The organism is uncultured Gemmiger sp. (assembly GCF_934561205.1).
GTDB lineage: Bacteria > Bacillota > Clostridia > Oscillospirales > Ruminococcaceae > Gemmiger.
In genome coordinates this window covers 1-16701 of the sequence record NZ_CAKTFU010000003.1, presented here as the reverse complement: position 1 = coordinate 16701, position 16701 = coordinate 1, and the positions used below count along the sequence as shown (strand labels likewise).

Here is a 16701-nt window from a genome sequence, read left to right as displayed (position 1 = left end):
AAGGATTTTCTGGTCATTTTGCGCAGTTTACGCTTCCACATCAAACATTGCACGCAGTGCGGTCAAATTTTCCAGCTGCTTTTGCAGGGTTTCAGCATCGTTCACAGTGCCGAAAGCCCGTGCGGCGGCTGCACCCCTGCCGGTATTTTCGTACTCGGCAAAGCGGGCGGTGGCTTCGTTTTCGGGGTTGTTCCAGTTGTCCCAGCCGTCGGGGCTGATTTCCTCGCTCAACCGGCAGTGCAGCCAGCAGCAGGCGGCGTCCTTGCGCCACGGGCGCCCCAGATACACGCTGCCCGCGGGGCAGTTGCCCTGCACGGTGCAGTCCACAAACAGGTAGCCGGGCTGCCCGGCGGGGGTGCTGGGTGCGGTGATATAGCTGACAGGTTTGGCGTGGCGCCACGGCTCGATGCGGCAGCGGTCAAACACGGCGTTGGCACCGCCGAAGATAAAATCAATGTTGCCGCGAATCGTGCAATTTCGGTAATACTGCACGGTGTCAAGGCGCGGGGTGTCCTGACGCGGGCCGCGAAAACCGTTTTTCTCGCGCTCTTGTTCGGGCAGCGGTGCCGTGAACAGGGTGTCCTGGTTGCCCAGCAGGGTCACGTTTTCCATATAGACGCGCGCGGCATCGGCGTAAACTGCCAGCGCCTGCCCTGCCTTGGCCCCGTCCCCGGCGGTGTTTTCTACCGTGAGGTCGCGCACCTCGGCGCGGCGGCCGCCCAAAAACAGCGTGTAGCTGCGGAAAGTGCCCGTCTTTTCCTCGCCGGGCCAGGGGTCGCGCCCGCCCACGCCCGCCGTGAACACCGTTTCGGTGCGGCTTTCGCCCTGCAGGCAGTAGTCTGCCAGCTCGATGAACGGGCGCTCGCGGTAGATGCCCTTTTTGATGTAAAACCGCACGGGCTGCTGCGCATCGGCTTGCTGCGCCTGCACGGCGGCGGTCAGGGTGGCAAAGTCGCCGCTGCCGTCGGCGGCGATGACAATGGTTTTGCGTTCCTGCATACGTTATACCCTCTTTACTCTGTATTTCCTTTAGTATACCGCAAAATCCGTTTCATTTCCAGACTATTCCGCTTTATTTTTGGCAGCGTCCATCTGCGCCACCGTGCAAAAGGCGTAGCCCTGCTCCTTAAAATACTGCACGATATCCGGCAGCGCTTGCACGGTCTGCCCCGTGGCCTTGGTGTCGTGCATCAGCACCACGCAGATGTCCCGCCCCTCGGCCTCGCGCTTTATGTTGCGCAAAATCTGCGCGGCGTTGGGGTGGGCGGCAGTGGCGTCCTCGGCGCAGACGTTCCAGTCTATCCAGTGCAGACCGCGTTCCTCGGTCTGGGCTTTCAGGCGTTTCATGATGTCGCTGCCGCCGTATCGGTGGCTGACCGTGTTGGTGCTTCCGCCCGGAAAGCGCAGCCATTCCAGCGCGTCGGGGTCAAGGTAGGGGCGCAGGGCGTCCTTCAATTCGTCGATATCACGCCAAAACGCGTCGGTGCTGCGGTAGATTTTTGCATATTCGTGGGTGGCGCTGTGCAAAGCGATCTGATGCCCCGCCGCCAGGATGTCCGCGATTTTGGGCAGGTACGCTTCGTTTGCGTCCTGTGCGCAGACAAACCAGGTGGCGGGGATCTTGTTTTCGTCCAGAATTTGCAGGATGGCATCGGTGTTCTTGCTGGGGCCGTCATCAAAGGTCAGGCAGACCATCTTGGGCAGCGCCGGATTTTGCGCGGCGGCTGCGGCAAAGCAGTCGTTGGGGGTAGCGGTTTCGGCATTTTCGGCATGGTACAGGTGATGCGCCGTCAGCGCCACGCCCGCCAACAGCATCGCTGCCGCTGCACAAACGAACATTTTTTGCAGAGTCTCGGAATGTGTATTTTTTTGCCGCACGGCACAGCCCTCCCCGATTCAAGCGTGTTTTGTACAGCGTATGCGGCGGCAGGCAAAAATAAAACCCCGCCGAAGCGGGGTGTGTTAGCGCATGGTGCGGCGGCTGCGCCACAGGCGCGGGGCGAACAACGCCAGCATGGGGTACAGTTCTAGACGGCCTGCCAGCATATCGAAGGACAGCAGGTACTTGACGGGATCCGAAAAATGCGAGAAATTTCCCATAGGGCCGACCAATTCCATACCGGGGCCGACATTGTTTAGGCAGGTAATGACCGCCGTAAAGGTCGTGGTCAAATCAAAGCCGTCCAGGCTGACCAGCACGGTGGACAGCATGACCAGCAACATATAGACGTTAAAATAGTTGTGTACGCCCTGCAGGGTCTTTTCGTCCAAGGGCTTGCCCTCAAACCGGATGGTGGTCACGGCGTGGGTGTGCAGCATCTTGTTCAGGTCCTGCCGCGCCGCCTTAAAGAAGATGATCACGCGGGATATCTTTAAGCCGCCCGCCGTCGAGCCTGCGCAGCCGCCCACAAACATTAGCAGCAGCAGTAAAATGCGGGAGTAGGTCGGCCAGAGGTTGAAGTCCGCCGTGGCGTAGCCGGTGGTGGTGATGATGGACGACACCTGGAAAAACGCCGTGCGCACAGCTTCGCCGACGCCGCCCACCATGGACAGGATGTTGGCGGCGATAGTCACGGTGGAGAACAGCACAATGCCCAGATAGGCGCGCAGCTCCTCCGAGCCGAAGGCTTCGCGGAAATGGCGCATCAAAATGAAGTAGTAGAGGTTAAAGTTAATGCCGAACAGCAGCATAAAGATGCCGATGACCCACTCAAAATAGGGGCTGTGGTAGGCACCAATGCTGAGCCCGCGGCTGCTGAAGCCGCCGGTGCCCGCCGTGCCGAAGGAGTGGATCAGCGAATCGTACAGCGACATACCGCCCGCGCAGAGGAATACGACCTCAACCGCGGTCATGGCAAAGTAGATACCGTACAAGATTTTGGCGCTGTCGCTCAATTTGCTGGACAGCTTGCCGCAGGTAGGGCCGGGCACCTCGGCGCGCATCAGGTGCATGGCGCGGCCGTCGGTCATCGGCAGCACAGCCATGGCGAACACCAGCACGCCCATGCCGCCCACCCAGTGGGAAAAGCTGCGCCAGAACAAGGCACCGTGGCTGAGCGCCTCGACGTCTATCAGGATCGTGGAGCCTGTCGTGGTAAAGCCGGACACCATCTCAAAAAAGGCGTCGGCAAAGGCGGGGATCTCGCCCGAAATGACAAACGGCAGTGCGCCGAAAGCCGACATCAGTACCCACACCAGTGCCACGATGGCCAAGCCGTCGCGGGCATAAATCGTGGTGTTTTTGGGGGTGCGCAGGCTGGCAGCCAGCCCCAGCAGCAGCAAAATGACCGCCGGCAGCAAAAACGCCGGCAGCATGTACCATTCCCCGTAAATGGCGGAGCACACCATCGGCAGCAGCATCATGGCTGCCTCCACCAAAAAGATGCGGCCCAGCACAAAGACGACCATTCTGTAATTCATAGCCGCCTCACTTTACAATGTCGCGCAGTGAGCGCAGCGTGGTATCGGTGGTGACGACCACCACGTCGTCCCCCGGCTGCAGGGCATCGTTGCCGGAGGGGATGACCGTCTTGTTGTTTTCGCGCACGATGCCGGCAAGCAGCAGCCCGTCCTTGAGGGTCAGGTCCTTCAGCGGCACATTGATGAAGGGGAAATCGGCGCCGACGTTGAATTCCAGCGCCTCGACCCGACCGTTGACCAGACGGTGCAGCGTCTTGATGTTGTCGGAATCAAAGCTGTTCTGCATAGCGCGGACATAGCGCACGATGGTTTCGGTGGTGACGGACGCTGCCGAGACAACGCTGTCCACCAGACCCTTGGCGGCGGCCAGATCGGCAAAGGAGGAACGGTTGATCTTGGCGATGACCTTGCAGTCAAACTGGGAGGCATACATGGCCAGAATGATGTTGGTTTCGTCCATGCCTGTCAAGGCGACAAAGGCGTCCATATCGGCCAGGCCTTCCTCGCTGAGCAGCTCGCTGTCGGCACCGTCGCCGTGGATGACCAGTACGCCGGGGAACTTTTCGCTCATAGCCTGGCAGCGGGCAGCATCGGAGTCGATGACGATCATCTTTTTCTGGATATCTTCCAGCTCACGCGCCAGATAGTAGGCCATGCGGCTGGCACCGACGATCATGACATTGCTGGCCTTGGCCCGGAACAGGTGCAGACGGCGGAAGAATTCTTCCAGGTCGCGGGTGGAGGCGGTCAGATAGATTTTATCCCCCGCCTCCAGCGTGAAGGAGCCGCCGGGAATGATGGTTTCGTTGCGGCGCGCCACAGCGCAGATCAGGATCTTGACGCGGATATTGCGGTACAGGTCGGCCAGGGCCATACCCACCAGCGGGTTGTCGGCAGTGATGCGGTACTCGATCAGCTCAAAGCGCTGGCGGCAGAACTGCTCGCGCTTGATGGCACTGGGAAAACGCAGCACACGGGCCATCTCACGCGCGGTGGCCTTTTCGGGGTTGACGATCATCGAAAGGCCCAGCTCATCGCGCATGAAGTGCAGCTGCTGCTCATATTCGGGGTTGCGGATACGGGCAATGGTGTGCTGGGTGCCGATTTTTTTGGCGACCATGCAGGCCAAAATGTTGATTTCGTCGCTGGAGGTGGTGGCGATCAACAGGTCGGCACCGTCTTCAAACGCCTCTTTCTGCACGTCATAACTCGCACCGTTGCCGGGTACGCCGCGCACGTCATAGATGTTGACAAAATTGTCGATCAGGGCGGCGTTTTGATCCACCACCACGATATCGTGTTTTTCTGCGGTAAGCTGTGCCGCCAAGGCACGGCCTACCTTGCCCAAACCGACGACCACGATCCTCATAAGAGATGCTCCTTTGTTGTTGCGCTAAGGCGCACACTTTTACTATATAGCCATTATAGCAAAGTGGTACAAAAAAGCAATAGGACATTTTTTGACGTTTGCATAACTTTTTTGGGGCAGCTGCCGTGCGCCGCACAAAATTTGCAAAAAATGCTTGACTTTTGCCTTGGATATGTGGTAGAATCATGCTTGCAGTCAATGCTATGCGGAAGTGCTGGAATCGGCAGACAGGCACGTTTGAGGTGCGTGTGTCTATGACGTGTGGGTTCAAGTCCCATCTTCCGCACCAAGGGTAAGGGCGCAGGAACAAAAGTTCCTGCGCCCTTTTTTGTTGTGCCGGGGAAAAGCCTTCCCCCCTTTGGGGGAAGCCACAGTGCAGTTTCTCTGCGGGCAGGGTCGAATTTTATGGTTCGTATTTCCTACTCCTCGGTAAAATCCACCACAAGGCGGGCTTCGCTGGCGGCGATGGCAAGCTGCAGCTTGTTTTCCAGCCCTGTTTTTTGCAGCATATTGATGACGTGGTATTTCACCGTGGACGGCTCCACGCAAAGTTCCCGCGCGATGCCGCTGTAAGACAGCCCGCGCACCAACAGGCGCAGCACACGCATTTCTGCCGGGGTGAACTCGCTGCTGGCTGCCAGACCGATTTTTACGCTGGGCGGCGCATCGGGGAAGATATGTGCCCCCTGCATCGTGCTGCGCACGACCTGCATCAGCGTACCCTCGTCACCGTCCTTGTACCACAGGCTGTCCACACCGACCGCCTTGGCGCGCTTCAGTATCTCATGGTCGATGAGAGATGTCACCACCACGATCTTAATATTCGGATGCGCCTTGTGTATTTTTTCGGCGGCGGTCAGGCCGTTTTCGCGCTGGGCTGTCTGCACATCCATCAAAATCAGGTCGATGTCCTCGGTATCGCACAAAATCGGGGCCTCGGCCGCACCCGGTATGGACACAGCCAGACGGTAGCCCTCCTCATTTTGGATATAGCTTTCCAGCAGGCTGCGCACCAGCTTTTGATCCTCAACGATCATTACCCGTATCATGGCTGTTCCTCCTTATGCGGCAGGGTGATCTCCAGAACAAAATTCGGCAGGGAATGTACCGTCATGGTGCCCCCTGCTTTTTCTATGCGGCGGCGCAGGGAGGACAGTCCCCCGCCCTCCCGAACGGTCTTTTCCGGCGGCAGGCCGTTGTTCTTTATGCACAGTTGCCACTGCTGCCCGCTGCGGGCGGAATCGGCGTACAGTTCGCTGGCACCGGCGTGGCGCACACAGTTGGAGGTGCACTCCCGCAGAATCAGCGCATACAGCTCCCGTTCGGCGCGCTGCGTCGGGTATTCGCCGTGCAGCCAAACTGTGACGCCCAGGGCGGCGGCACGCTTTTGCATGTGTTCCAGCGGGTCATATGCGGTATCCTCCTGCCCGGCACGGCACAAAAGGTCGATGGCGCGCTGCCATTCGGCAGCCTGACGGCGTATTTCTTCCAATTCCTGCCCATGGCGCAGGGCGCGTCGCGCCGCAATAAGGGTATGACCGATATCGTCATGCACCCGCATCTTCATTTTTAATATTTCTTCCTCCCGCACAATGTCGGGCATGTTGTCGTACAGGCGTTTGGCGCGTCGGTTTGCGTCGGCAAGTCGCTCGTTTTCCTGTGCCAGCTCTGCATGCAGTGCCGCCTGGCGGCTGACGTCGAAGGCCATGACCTCGGTATAAAAAACACCCTGTTTGTCCGTTCCGTCGTGAAAAACAAAACGATACACCGTCCCGTCGGGGAACCGATAGATTCCGGTTGCCGCGTCCACCGGGCACACCCCGCCGCCGGGGTTGTGCAGCGCCTGCTGCAAATCTGCCAGCGTTTGCAGGTCACGCCCGCAGAGTATCGCCGCAATGCTCTGCATTTTGTGGTTGACCAATCGCAGCAGACCGTTGCGGTTAAAGCAGCAGATGCCTGCAGGCAGCGTGTCGAAGCTCTCTTTTACGGCATTGCGGGAAATCATGGGCAGCCTCCTTCCGGCAGGGGCAATGTCAGATACAAAAGGCCGTCCTCGTCCCATTCCGACTGCATGGCGGGAAAGTCCGGGATATTCAGCGGGCGGCGGGCTCCCTGTATGCTGCAGCGGACAGTCCAGCCCTGTCCGCTGTGCAAGGCGCAGAACAACAGGTTTTCCATGCCCGGCAGGGTGGCCTCCAGAATCGCCTCAAAGGCGTCGTAGACAGCCACGGCGCAGCTTGCGGGTATCTGCGCGGTCTCGCTGATTTGCACGGTACATTGTATGCCGCTGATGCGCAGACTCTCGGCCGATTCAAACAGGCTCAGGCGCACCTCGGCGGTGTCGATGACGTCGGCCTTGTCGCAGACAAACACCAGGTTGCTGCGCCTTTTAATATAGGTACCCAGTATGACGATCTGCTTTAGCAGCCGCCGTGCACTCTCGGCATCGGGGGCAGATTGCAGATTGGCAAGATGCTTCTGCATCAAGGCCAGCTGACGGGCGGTGACAGCCTCGATTTGGTCGTACAGGCGGTTTTGTTCGCTCAATTGCAGCCACTTGGCCTTTTGTGCAGTCTCTGCCTGAATGATGTCCCCGATGTCGTTGAGTTCCTCCTGCGTGATGCGCATCTGCTCCAGCAGGTCAGCCAGCTCGGTGATATCCTCCTGCCAGAAAACATAGCCGCCGGAAATCGTATGCCCATGCAGCAGGGTGTTGCGGTCCGGCTGTACAGTGCCCGCGATTGCCTGACGCATACAGTCCTGCGTAAGCGGCGCGGCACGGGCCGAGCGCACGACCGTGGAAAACTGTCTGTCGGTGATGATGCCCTTGGCCGATGACACCTCAAAAAACGAGGCATAGCCGGAGTTGGATTGTATCAGCCCGCATTGGATACAGGCTTCATACGTTGCCGTGAAGGTCAGGCACTGCACAACCGTCATGTCCCCGGCTATCCTGCGCAGCCACGGAAATTGCAGTATATACAAAATGCCGTACACAAGCGCCACAGCAATGGGCAGCATCGGCAGCCACAGAAAACCTCCCGTGTGGGGGATGCGGCAGCGCCGTACCAGATAGACGACCGTAAACAGGCCGCAGAATAAAATCCACACTATGCATAGGTAGTAGCCGAAGCGGTAGGTGTAATCGGGATCATCGAGGGTTTTATACCCTAAGGGGAAAGCAAACACCATCTGGTGGAAGTCGTTGGTAAGCACCATCGTAAACAGCGCAACGGGCACAACAAATATGGCAAGGCGATACCGAAACAGCGGCCGCGTCTGCGAACGGTCAAGAAAAAACAGCGCGTAGACCGACAGCGTGGGAATCAACAGCATGGGTACATAATAGCTGTACCACAGATGGCGCAGCGCGGCGGGGGTCGTGGCGAAATCAAAGCGGATCAGGCGCAGGTCCAGCCACAGCAGCATAAGCGCCGCCGACAGCAGCAGGCAATTTCGGGTCTGCCTTTGCAGGATGCGCCACCAGACCGAAACGCCCCATGCGCCGATAAGCGCATTGTACAGCAGTGTGCGCCACAGCCCGGAGTACGGCAGATAGCACACCCGCATAACCACGGCGCAGAATATCAGCGCCGTAACGGCAAGGGCTACATACAGATTGCGGTATTGCAACTTTGACATGGGGCACAGTCCTTTCGGGCGAAGTTCTGCGGGCGGGGGTATAGTTCCCTTTTTCATTATTATGGGGCAAACCGATGATTTTTGCAAGTATCTTACAAATTTTTATCTTTTCGTTGATGAAAACTATCCATTTGGTGGGGGCGCAAAAAGTCGCCTTGCTGTATGATATAGATGACGGATAGCACATTCGGAAAGGGGGTCGTACCGTGCGTAGGATCGTTTTGGATGCACAGTATTCTGTGATGACCCGCGCGTTGACGATGGCGCTGGAACGCCAAAGGCCGGATTTCCTGGTGCACAGCGTCGGCCCGCAAACGCAGGACATCGCGTCGCTGTGCCGTTCCTGCCGCGCAAATGTGCTGCTGATGGAGGTCTGCACCCGCGCCCCGCGCAGGCTGTCGGATCGGCTGCTGCTGTCGGCAAGCCTGCAGGATATGCGCCCCAGGTGCAAAACCGTCCTGCTGGTGGACGAGGCCGAATACCCGGAGCTGGCCGCCGCCGTCTGCATGGCGAAGAAAGACCATATCATCGACGATTTTGTGTATGCCTCTGTCTCGCCGGCCTATCTAAGCGCAATGATCGACAGTTTATGACAAAGGAGGACAGTTATGAAAAAGGTAAAACGTACACTCGCTGCCGCGCTGGCAGCCACCATGCTTCTGGCTTTGACCGCCTGTTCCAAGGGGGATGTTACCTCCGAGGTAAGCTCCGGCCTGGCTGAGCTGAAATCTCAGGCCACCGAGCCGGCTGTTGAACCCAAGCCCGAAACCTCGACCGAAGCCAAGACCGACCCCGCCACCCCTGCCGCAGACCCCGAACCCGCCGCCACGCCGGAAGCCGAACCCGAACCGACCCCCGCTTCCGCCCCCGCGGAGAATCCCGATTACCCGTCGGCTGCCGGCCTGAACACCGTGACCCTGGAGGCATTCGGCACGGACTATACGCTGGTACTCAATGTGACCTGCCCCGACCAGGGCTGGTACAAGCCTGCCACGAACAGCTTTGGGGATTTTAAGCTGTTCCCGACCGATGACCCCAGCAATATCTTCTCCGGCGACCCGCGCATGTTATTTGAGCTGCAAAGAGATCTGGACAAGATCAACTACTATTACGACGACTTTGAAAACGTGGAGGAGCTTGCCCCGCGCACCATCGGCGGCGTGGAGCTGGCCGGACGCAGCTACAAAAAGGTCGGTATGTGGTGGACGGAATACTACGGCGAGATGCCCACCGGCGGCTGGCTGAGCATCAGGATCTCCGGCGTGGACATCGAACCCGGCACCGAGGGCGACGCCGTGCTGAGCAGCGTCACCTTTGGCTAAAGTAAAAGCCCGACAACCGCAAACGAAAGGCAGGTGAACCGACCATGAAAAAACTGCTATCCCTGACGGCGGCGGCCCTGCTGCTGATCACAACGGGCTGCGGGCGCAGCAATGCCCCGCCTGCCCCGGCATCCTCTGCCGCTCCGTCGGTTTCCGCCCCGATAACGGAACCGACAGCCGAGTCGTCCGACGATACGGCCCCGACCGTTCAGAAAGACGAAGCCGCTGTCAAGCCGCAAAACAGCCAAAGGCTGGATGATTCCCGCATTATCCCGCTGTACAGCGAGCGCTTTACCTACACCGACCCCTACGGCATCGAGGACACCTATTTTTATGAAGTGCCGCAGATCGACGATGACACCGAGGACGCCAAGAACATCAACGCGATAATCGACTACCGATACGGCTATCTGGTGGAGCGTGCGCTGGATGCCCGTTCCCGCAATGATTTCATCGACACCAGCTACATCATCTGGGTCAGCAACTGGAACGGCCCCGTGCTGAGCCTGCAGGTGACCAGTTCCGACAGGATGTTCAACCACGATGTAGGCAGCTACCATTACAACTTTGCCACAGGGCAGGAACTTACCAATCTGGATTTGCTGGAATACATGGGCTACACCGACAGTGCAAAGACCTTGAACGCGCTGCAGCGCGCCGCAGCACAGAATTTCGATGTCTATTGCGGCGGCAATGACCCCGAATATACCGCCATGCTGTACAAGATGCGCGCGCAAAGCCTGAGCGAGCTTGACAGTGTATTTACCTACTACTCCATATTTCCCCATTTTTCAAACGGTTTTGTCGTGACCGTACCGATGTACACCGCCGCCGGGTCGGGAATGTACTGGACAGATGTTCAGGTTGACCCCAACAAGCGGCAGGCCAGCGGCCAGGTGCTGCACGGGCAGGACGAATGGTTTACCTGCGATGTGACCGCCACCGGCAAGGTGACGGTGCGCGCCCTGACCGACTATGTAACCACCGACGGCGCCGTAACCTACCAGACCATGAAGGAATGGTACGAGTTGGGCGACCAAACCGAGTTTACGGTAAGCGGCTGCTACGGCAATTATGTGAAGATGCTCATGACCAGCGTCGGCCAGGATTACGCCCCCTATGTGTTCCTGCTGACCGAGGACGGCAGCGTCGAGTATATTGACGTGATCAGCGGCGCACAGTGCGGCACCATGGCCAACGGCGGCCCGCTGTACGGCGTCAACGAGATCGTCAAGTTTGAGATCGGCACCGCCTATGATCCGGATTTTGAAGCCGAGTATACAACGGTGTACGCTGTCTCCCGCGACAATGAAAAGTACAATCTGGTCGAGGCCATGCACAATGCCGACCCGATGGGACTTCCCAACCTGATCGGCTCGTATGTAAGCGACTACACCGGCACCTGGTTTGAAATTGGCGAGGATCAGCCGAACTTCTACATCGGCGAATACCGAAACGAAACCCAAGAGCCCGCCACATGGGACAGCGGCATCACCTACCTTGGCATGGATGACCGCGGCTGGATCTGCAGCATTTCGCTGTACCGCATGGATGTAGGACGCGCACAGCGCGAAACCGTGGCCATGATGCCCACCGATTACGGCGGCTTTTATGTAAGGCATATCGGCGGGGAATCCCTGCTGAACCTGCCGAAGGACGAATCCGTTTGGTTCCAAATGACAGACGAATAAAAAAATCTGAAACGATTATCTTGTAAAGGAGGCAGACACTATGGCAACCTGTACGCAATGTGGTGCCGAGTTAAAGCCCGGTACTAAATTCTGCGAAAATTGCGGAGCAAAAGTCTCCGTACCGCAGGCACCCGCACAGCCCGCAGCTGTTCCGCAACCCCCGGCACAACCCGCACCGGCCCCGCAGCCGGCACCCGCACCTGCGGCCCCGCCGACGCCCCCGCCTGCTGCCCCGCAAGCCCCGGCGGGCAACCCTTACGCCAACCCCAGCCCGGCACCTGCCGCCCCGGCGAACCCCTATGCAGGCAATGCGTCTGCCGCACCGCCGCAGCCCGGCACACCGCGCTATGCAAGCCCCCCGCCGCAATCCACCCCGCCCGATGCGCCTAATGTTATCACACCGCCCCCGCCCGGCGGCACGGTCGGCAACCCTTACGGCAGCGTAGCCCCCGGCGTCAAACCCCCGCGCCGCCGCGCCCCGTTAAGCCCGAAGCGGCTGATTTTGCTTGCCATTCCTGTGGTGTTCCTGCTGATGATCATCGTCACGATGATAAGCGGTTCCCTGCGCACAGGCAAGCCCAACGCCGCCGACCCCAACCAGGGCACCTGGAAGGTGACCCGCGCCGAGATTGGCGGTTCCTCCCGCGAGATCGGCACGGCCTTTGGCAGCGGCTTTACCCTGGATCTGAACGACAAGGGCAAGTGCGTTGCAATGGTCGCCGGCACCAAGGCCTACGGCAAGTGGACGCTGAACGGTGACACCCTGCAGCTGGATTGCAGCGGCCTGACCTGCACAGGCACCCTGAAAAACGGCCTGATAACGCTGGCTGACGTGCAGGGGCAGGGCGTGACACTCTACCTTGTCAAGGAAGGCACAGTCGAGCAGCAGCCCACCGACGGCGGTGACATGACGCAGACCACCCCGACCGACACCGACGTGGGCATCTATGTACTGGAATCCGCCGCCGACAGCGAATACACCCTCTCCAAGGAAGAACTTGCCCTTGTCGATATGGAGGACTTCTACATTGAGCTGCGTGCGGACGGCACAGGCGAAACCTACATGGAGGATTTTGTCACCTTCCAATGGAAGGACGGCAACTTCTACGCGCTGACCGACCCCAACACCCCTGCCATGGCCTACACCCGCGAGGGCGACCTGCTGACCATCGAGTTTGACGGCATGACCATGGTCTTTAAGCGCAGCGACACCAAGCCTGAAATCGACCCCGCCCTGCTGAACGGCGGCGATGACGACGGCGACGACTTTGACCCGGATGACGGTAATGGCTCGCTGAACGGCACCGACGGCCCCAATGAGCCGGACCCGCCCTATAGTTACGACGACGGCAACACCTACGACGATCTGGGCAACACCAACTGGTACGGCTGGTTCCGCATGGAAAACTACAAGAACGTGCCCAACCGCGATTATTTCGACACCGACACCTACGACTGCTGGGGCTACATCGGTGAGACCTCTGACGGCAGACATTACTTTGAGGTTTACCGCGACGGCATGCCCGACGACCCCGTTATCACGATGTGGGTCAACGTATACGATGACCACATTGAGCCGATCCTGGACGGCTATGACTTTGTGCTTGACCAGCATATTACCGAGGACCAGGCATACAATTTCTACCTGTACCCGTACAATGACCACATCTCGCTGTTCATGTACGACTACGAGGGCGACGACGGCTCGGCCTGTTCCATCAGCTTCTACATGAGGCTGGACGGCACCGAGTGGGACGAGGAACTGGAGGAACTTCCGCCCCGTTACGATGAGTACAAAGCTGCCCTGGCCAACGCATAACGACTGCATCTACCACACAAGACGGGGCGGGCACTGCCCGCCCCCTATATAAAGGAGGTTCACTATGGGACTTATCAGAGCTGCAATGGGCGCTGCCGGCGGCGTAATGGCCGACCAGTGGAAGGAATACTTTTATTGTGAGGCAATGCCCGCCGATTTGTTGGCCACCCGCGGCTGGAAACGCCAGAGCGGACGCAGCGCCAACACCAAAGGCAATGACAACATCATCACCAACGGTTCTATCGTGGCCGTAGCCGACGGCCAGTGCGCCATGATCGTGGAGCAGGGCAAGGTCGTGGATATGTGCGCCGAACCCGGCGAGTACACCTACGACACCGGCAGCGCGCCGACGCTGTTCAGCGGCGATCTGTCCGAATCCATCGGCGCAGTATTCCAGAATATCGGCAAGCGCTTTACCTTCGGCGGCGAAGCCCCGATGGATCAGCGCATCTACTACTTCAACACCAAGGAATTGGTGGGCAACAAGTACGGCACACCCAGCCCCGTTCCCTTCCGCGTGGTCGACCAGCGCGCGGGCATTGACATCGACATTGCCATCCGCTGCTTTGGCGAGTACAGCTACCGCATCACCAACCCCATCTTGTTCTACACCAACGTCTGCGGCAATGTCGAGGAAGGCTACACCCGCGACGAAATTGACGGGCAGCTGAAATCCGAGCTGATGACCGCCCTGCAGCCCGCCTTTGCCAAGATCAGCGATATGGGCATACGCTACTCCTCCCTGCCCGGCCACACCATGGAGCTGGCAGAAGCCCTGAACGACGTGTTGAGCGCCAAGTGGGGCAAGCTGCGCGGCATTGAGATCGTATCCTTCGGCGTGTCCAGCGTAAAGGCCAGCGAGGAAGACGAGCAGATGCTCAAGGAGATGCAGCGCAACGCCGCCTTTATGGACCCGACCCGCGCCGCCGCACACCTTGTGGGCGCACAGGCCAGCGCCATGCAGACCGCCGCCGGCAACCAGGGCGCAGGCCCCGCCATGGCCTTTATGGGCATGAATATGGCCGGCGCCGCGGGCGGCATGAACGCCCAGAACCTGTACCAGATGGGTGCCCAGCAGCAAGCGGCACAGCCCGCCCCCGCGCCTGCACCTGCCCCCGCACCCGCCGGGTGGACCTGCAGCTGCGGCCAGGCCGGCAATACCGGTAAATTCTGCGCCAACTGCGGCAGCCCCAAGCCCGCACCCGCCCCTGCGGCAGGCAGCTGGGTTTGCAGCTGCGGCACCACCAACACCGGCAAGTTCTGCTGCAACTGCGGCAGCCCCAAGCCCGCACCCGCCCCCGCCAAGTGCAGCCAGTGCGGCTGGACGCCCGATGACCCGGCTCACCCGCCCAAGTTCTGCCCGGAGTGCGGTAAGCCCTTTGGCCAGTGATGAAAAAACGGCTGGCTGCGGCGCTGTGCGCCGCAGCCACTTGTCTGATACTGTCCGGCTGTAAAAAAGCCCCGCCCGGCACGCTGGTGGGTATCAGCATCAGCTATTCCGGCATGTGCTATGATGACGAATACGGGTTCAGCATAAAGACCGACCCGTCCGGCGGCTGTGTGTACAGCTGCCATTACAAGGACGGCGACTGGGTGGAGCAGGAGGATGTCCCCCTTGCGGACAGTTGTTGGCAGGATGCCCTGGCTCTGGCAGAAAAGCTGGGGTTGGAAACCCTGCCGGACGAAAAAACGACCCACGGCGGACTGTTTGTTGCCGATGCGCCGCTGGAAACCCTTTGTTTGATTTATGAGACCCCGGAGGGCGAGACCGTCTACCGCTATTTGGATGCCGACGGTGACACCCGCCAAACCCTGAAAGATTTTATGATGGAGCTGACACAGCAGCTGCCAACCTAAAGAAAGAGAGGTGACGCATAATGGCAACGCAGCTTACCAACTACCAATGCCCGGCCTGTACCGGCCCGCTGCACTTTGACGGCGCCAGCGGCAAGCTGGTGTGCGATTTCTGCGGCAGCAGCTACGACACCGCCGAGATAGAAGCCATGTATGCCCAAAAGGAAGCCGCTGCCGAAACCGCCGCGCAAAACAAAGAGGCGCCCCCGCCCGACTCCGTCTGGAGCGAGAACGAGGCCGCCGGGCTGCGCAGCTACTCTTGCCCGTCCTGCGGGGCGGAGCTGATTTGTGACGAAACCACCGCCGCGACCAGCTGCCCCTACTGCGGCAACCCCACGGTCATCGCGGGGCAGTTCAGCGGGATGCAGCGCCCCGAGCTTGTCCTGCCGTTTGTGCTGGACAAAAACGCCGCCAAGGCGGCACTGAAAAAATACTACCGCGGCAAGCGGTTTTTGCCCAGCGCCTTCTCGGCACAAAACCACATTGAGGAGATCAAGGGCGTGTATGTCCCCTTCTGGCTGTATGATGCCAACGCGTCCGGTTCGGGGCATTATGCGGCGTCCAACTCCTCGTCCCACCGCAATGGCGATTACGTCATCACCACGACCAAGCACTATGATGTCCGCCGCGCGGGTACTACCCAGTTTATGGGCGTGCCCGTGGACGGCTCGACCAAGATGCCCAACGGCCACATGGACGCCATTGAGCCGTATGACTACCGCGCCTTCCAGCCCTTCTCGACCGCCTATCTGCCGGGCTACATGGCCGACAAATACGACGAGGACGCCGACACCTGCCAGGCCCGCGCCCACAGCCGTATGCAGAATTCGGTCAGCAGCGAACTTTCGGCCAGCATTACCGGCTATAGCAGCGTAAGCACCCTGAGTGAGAACATCAGCATAGATTACACCGCCAAGCACTACGCACTGCTGCCCGTCTGGATGCTGCACACCAAATGGCAGGGCAAGGATTATCTGTTCGCCATGAACGGGCAGACCGGCAAGCTGGTGGGCGATCTGCCCGTCGACAAGCGCAAGTTTGCCGCCTGGTTTGCGGGCATCAGTGTTCCGCTGATGATCCTGCTTGCCATCCTGCTTTGAAAGGGGGAAACAGCCTTATGAAGAAAAACCTGTTTTCTCTGCTGACAGCCCTGCTGCTGTGCCTGTTCTGCGCCCTGCCGGCGTTTGCCGAAATGCCGCTGGTGATGGACACCTACGAGCTGTTCAAACCCGAAGTGACCGCCGAATTGGAGCAAAAGGCGCAGGACGCCAGCGCCGGACACGGTGTCAATGTCTACCTGCTGACGGTGTCTGACATCGGCGGACAGAACGTGCGCGAGTTCGCCAAGGATTGGTACCGCGGCTATGACCTTGGCTACGGCGAGGGCAAAAGCGGCATTCTGTTTTTGATCGCGCTGGATTCCCGCGATTATGTTACCATCACCTACGGCGACGGCGTGACCGCCTTTACCGACTACCGCATCGCCCAGATCGAAGATAAGATCGTGCCGATGCTCTCGGACGGATCGTATTACAAGGCCTCCGACACCTACATAGAAATGTGCGCTGACACGCTGGATTTCTA

15 protein-coding genes and 1 tRNA gene are annotated in these 16701 nt (G+C 59.3%); 9 read left to right on the top strand and 7 right to left on the bottom strand.

What is annotated here, in order from left to right; genetic code table 11:
- Positions 1 to 27: 27 nt before the first annotated feature.
- The 4 genes from Q0I19_RS02490 to trkA all read right to left on the bottom strand — a co-directional run bounded on the left by Q0I19_RS02490 (position 28) and on the right by trkA (position 4789).
- Positions 28 to 999, bottom strand: coding sequence for a pectinesterase family protein (locus tag Q0I19_RS02490; RefSeq protein ID WP_294758208.1), 972 nt, complete (start codon positions 997 to 999; stop codon positions 28 to 30).
- 63 nt (positions 1000 to 1062) lie between these two features.
- On the bottom strand, positions 1063 to 1839 hold the full coding sequence (locus tag Q0I19_RS02485; protein ID WP_294758209.1) for a polysaccharide deacetylase family protein: 777 nt from the start codon (positions 1837 to 1839) through the stop codon (positions 1063 to 1065).
- A gap of 123 nt (positions 1840 to 1962) precedes the next feature.
- On the bottom strand, positions 1963 to 3420 hold the full coding sequence (locus Q0I19_RS02480; protein ID WP_294758211.1) for a TrkH family potassium uptake protein: 1458 nt from the start codon (positions 3418 to 3420) through the stop codon (positions 1963 to 1965).
- A 7-nt stretch (positions 3421 to 3427) separates the two neighbouring features.
- Complete coding sequence (trkA, locus tag Q0I19_RS02475; RefSeq protein ID WP_294758213.1) at positions 3428 to 4789, bottom strand: Trk system potassium transporter TrkA; 1362 nt, start codon at positions 4787 to 4789, stop codon at positions 3428 to 3430.
- 205 nt (positions 4790 to 4994) lie between these two features.
- Between trkA and Q0I19_RS02470 the strand changes: the two genes are divergently transcribed.
- Positions 4995 to 5078 (top strand) — tRNA-Leu (locus Q0I19_RS02470).
- A 130-nt stretch (positions 5079 to 5208) separates the two neighbouring features.
- On the opposite strand, the gene Q0I19_RS02465 is transcribed toward Q0I19_RS02470, so the two are convergent.
- Genes Q0I19_RS02465 through Q0I19_RS02455 form a run of 3 tightly spaced genes read right to left on the bottom strand, consistent with a single transcriptional unit; the run spans position 5209 to position 8431 of the window.
- Positions 5209 to 5838: a response regulator transcription factor gene (locus Q0I19_RS02465; protein ID WP_294758215.1), complete on the bottom strand. Its 630-nt coding sequence runs from the start codon at positions 5836 to 5838 to the stop codon at positions 5209 to 5211.
- Positions 5835 to 6794 carry a hypothetical protein gene (locus tag Q0I19_RS02460; RefSeq protein WP_294758217.1) on the bottom strand — a complete coding sequence of 320 codons (960 nt, stop codon included), beginning with the start codon at positions 6792 to 6794 and terminating at the stop codon, positions 5835 to 5837. The genes Q0I19_RS02465 and Q0I19_RS02460 overlap by 4 nt, the downstream gene beginning before the upstream one ends.
- On the bottom strand, positions 6791 to 8431 hold the full coding sequence (locus Q0I19_RS02455; protein ID WP_294758219.1) for a hypothetical protein: 1641 nt from the start codon (positions 8429 to 8431) through the stop codon (positions 6791 to 6793). The genes Q0I19_RS02460 and Q0I19_RS02455 overlap by 4 nt, the downstream gene beginning before the upstream one ends.
- A gap of 206 nt (positions 8432 to 8637) precedes the next feature.
- On the opposite strand from Q0I19_RS02455, the gene Q0I19_RS02450 reads away from it, so the two are divergent.
- The 8 genes from Q0I19_RS02450 to Q0I19_RS02415 all read left to right on the top strand — a co-directional run.
- A complete protein-coding gene (locus tag Q0I19_RS02450; RefSeq protein ID WP_294758221.1) occupies positions 8638 to 9024 on the top strand; it encodes a hypothetical protein in 387 nt (128 codons plus the stop codon).
- 15 nt (positions 9025 to 9039) lie between these two features.
- Positions 9040 to 9753, top strand: coding sequence for a procyclic acidic repetitive family protein (locus Q0I19_RS02445; protein ID WP_294758223.1), 714 nt, complete (start codon positions 9040 to 9042; stop codon positions 9751 to 9753).
- Between the two features lie 44 nt (positions 9754 to 9797).
- On the top strand, positions 9798 to 11444 hold the full coding sequence (locus tag Q0I19_RS02440; RefSeq protein ID WP_294758226.1) for a hypothetical protein: 1647 nt from the start codon (positions 9798 to 9800) through the stop codon (positions 11442 to 11444).
- A gap of 40 nt (positions 11445 to 11484) precedes the next feature.
- Positions 11485 to 13263, top strand: a complete 1779-nt coding sequence (locus tag Q0I19_RS02435) for a zinc-ribbon domain-containing protein (protein ID WP_294758228.1) — start codon at positions 11485 to 11487, stop codon at positions 13261 to 13263.
- 64 nt (positions 13264 to 13327) lie between these two features.
- Positions 13328 to 14653, top strand: coding sequence for an SPFH domain-containing protein (locus tag Q0I19_RS02430; protein ID WP_294758229.1), 1326 nt, complete (start codon positions 13328 to 13330; stop codon positions 14651 to 14653).
- The gene (locus Q0I19_RS02425; protein ID WP_294758231.1) at positions 14650 to 15120 is read left to right on the top strand and encodes a hypothetical protein; all 471 of its coding nucleotides are present in this window, start codon (positions 14650 to 14652) and stop codon (positions 15118 to 15120) included. Before Q0I19_RS02430 ends, Q0I19_RS02425 begins: the two co-directional genes overlap by 4 nt.
- Positions 15121 to 15140: 20 nt before the next feature.
- Entirely contained in the window at positions 15141 to 16217 is a 1077-nt protein-coding gene (locus tag Q0I19_RS02420) for a Trm112 family protein (protein ID WP_294758233.1), read from the top strand.
- 17 nt (positions 16218 to 16234) lie between these two features.
- On the top strand, positions 16235 to 16701 hold a 467-nt coding region (locus Q0I19_RS02415; RefSeq protein WP_296023237.1), incomplete at its 3' end, for a TPM domain-containing protein.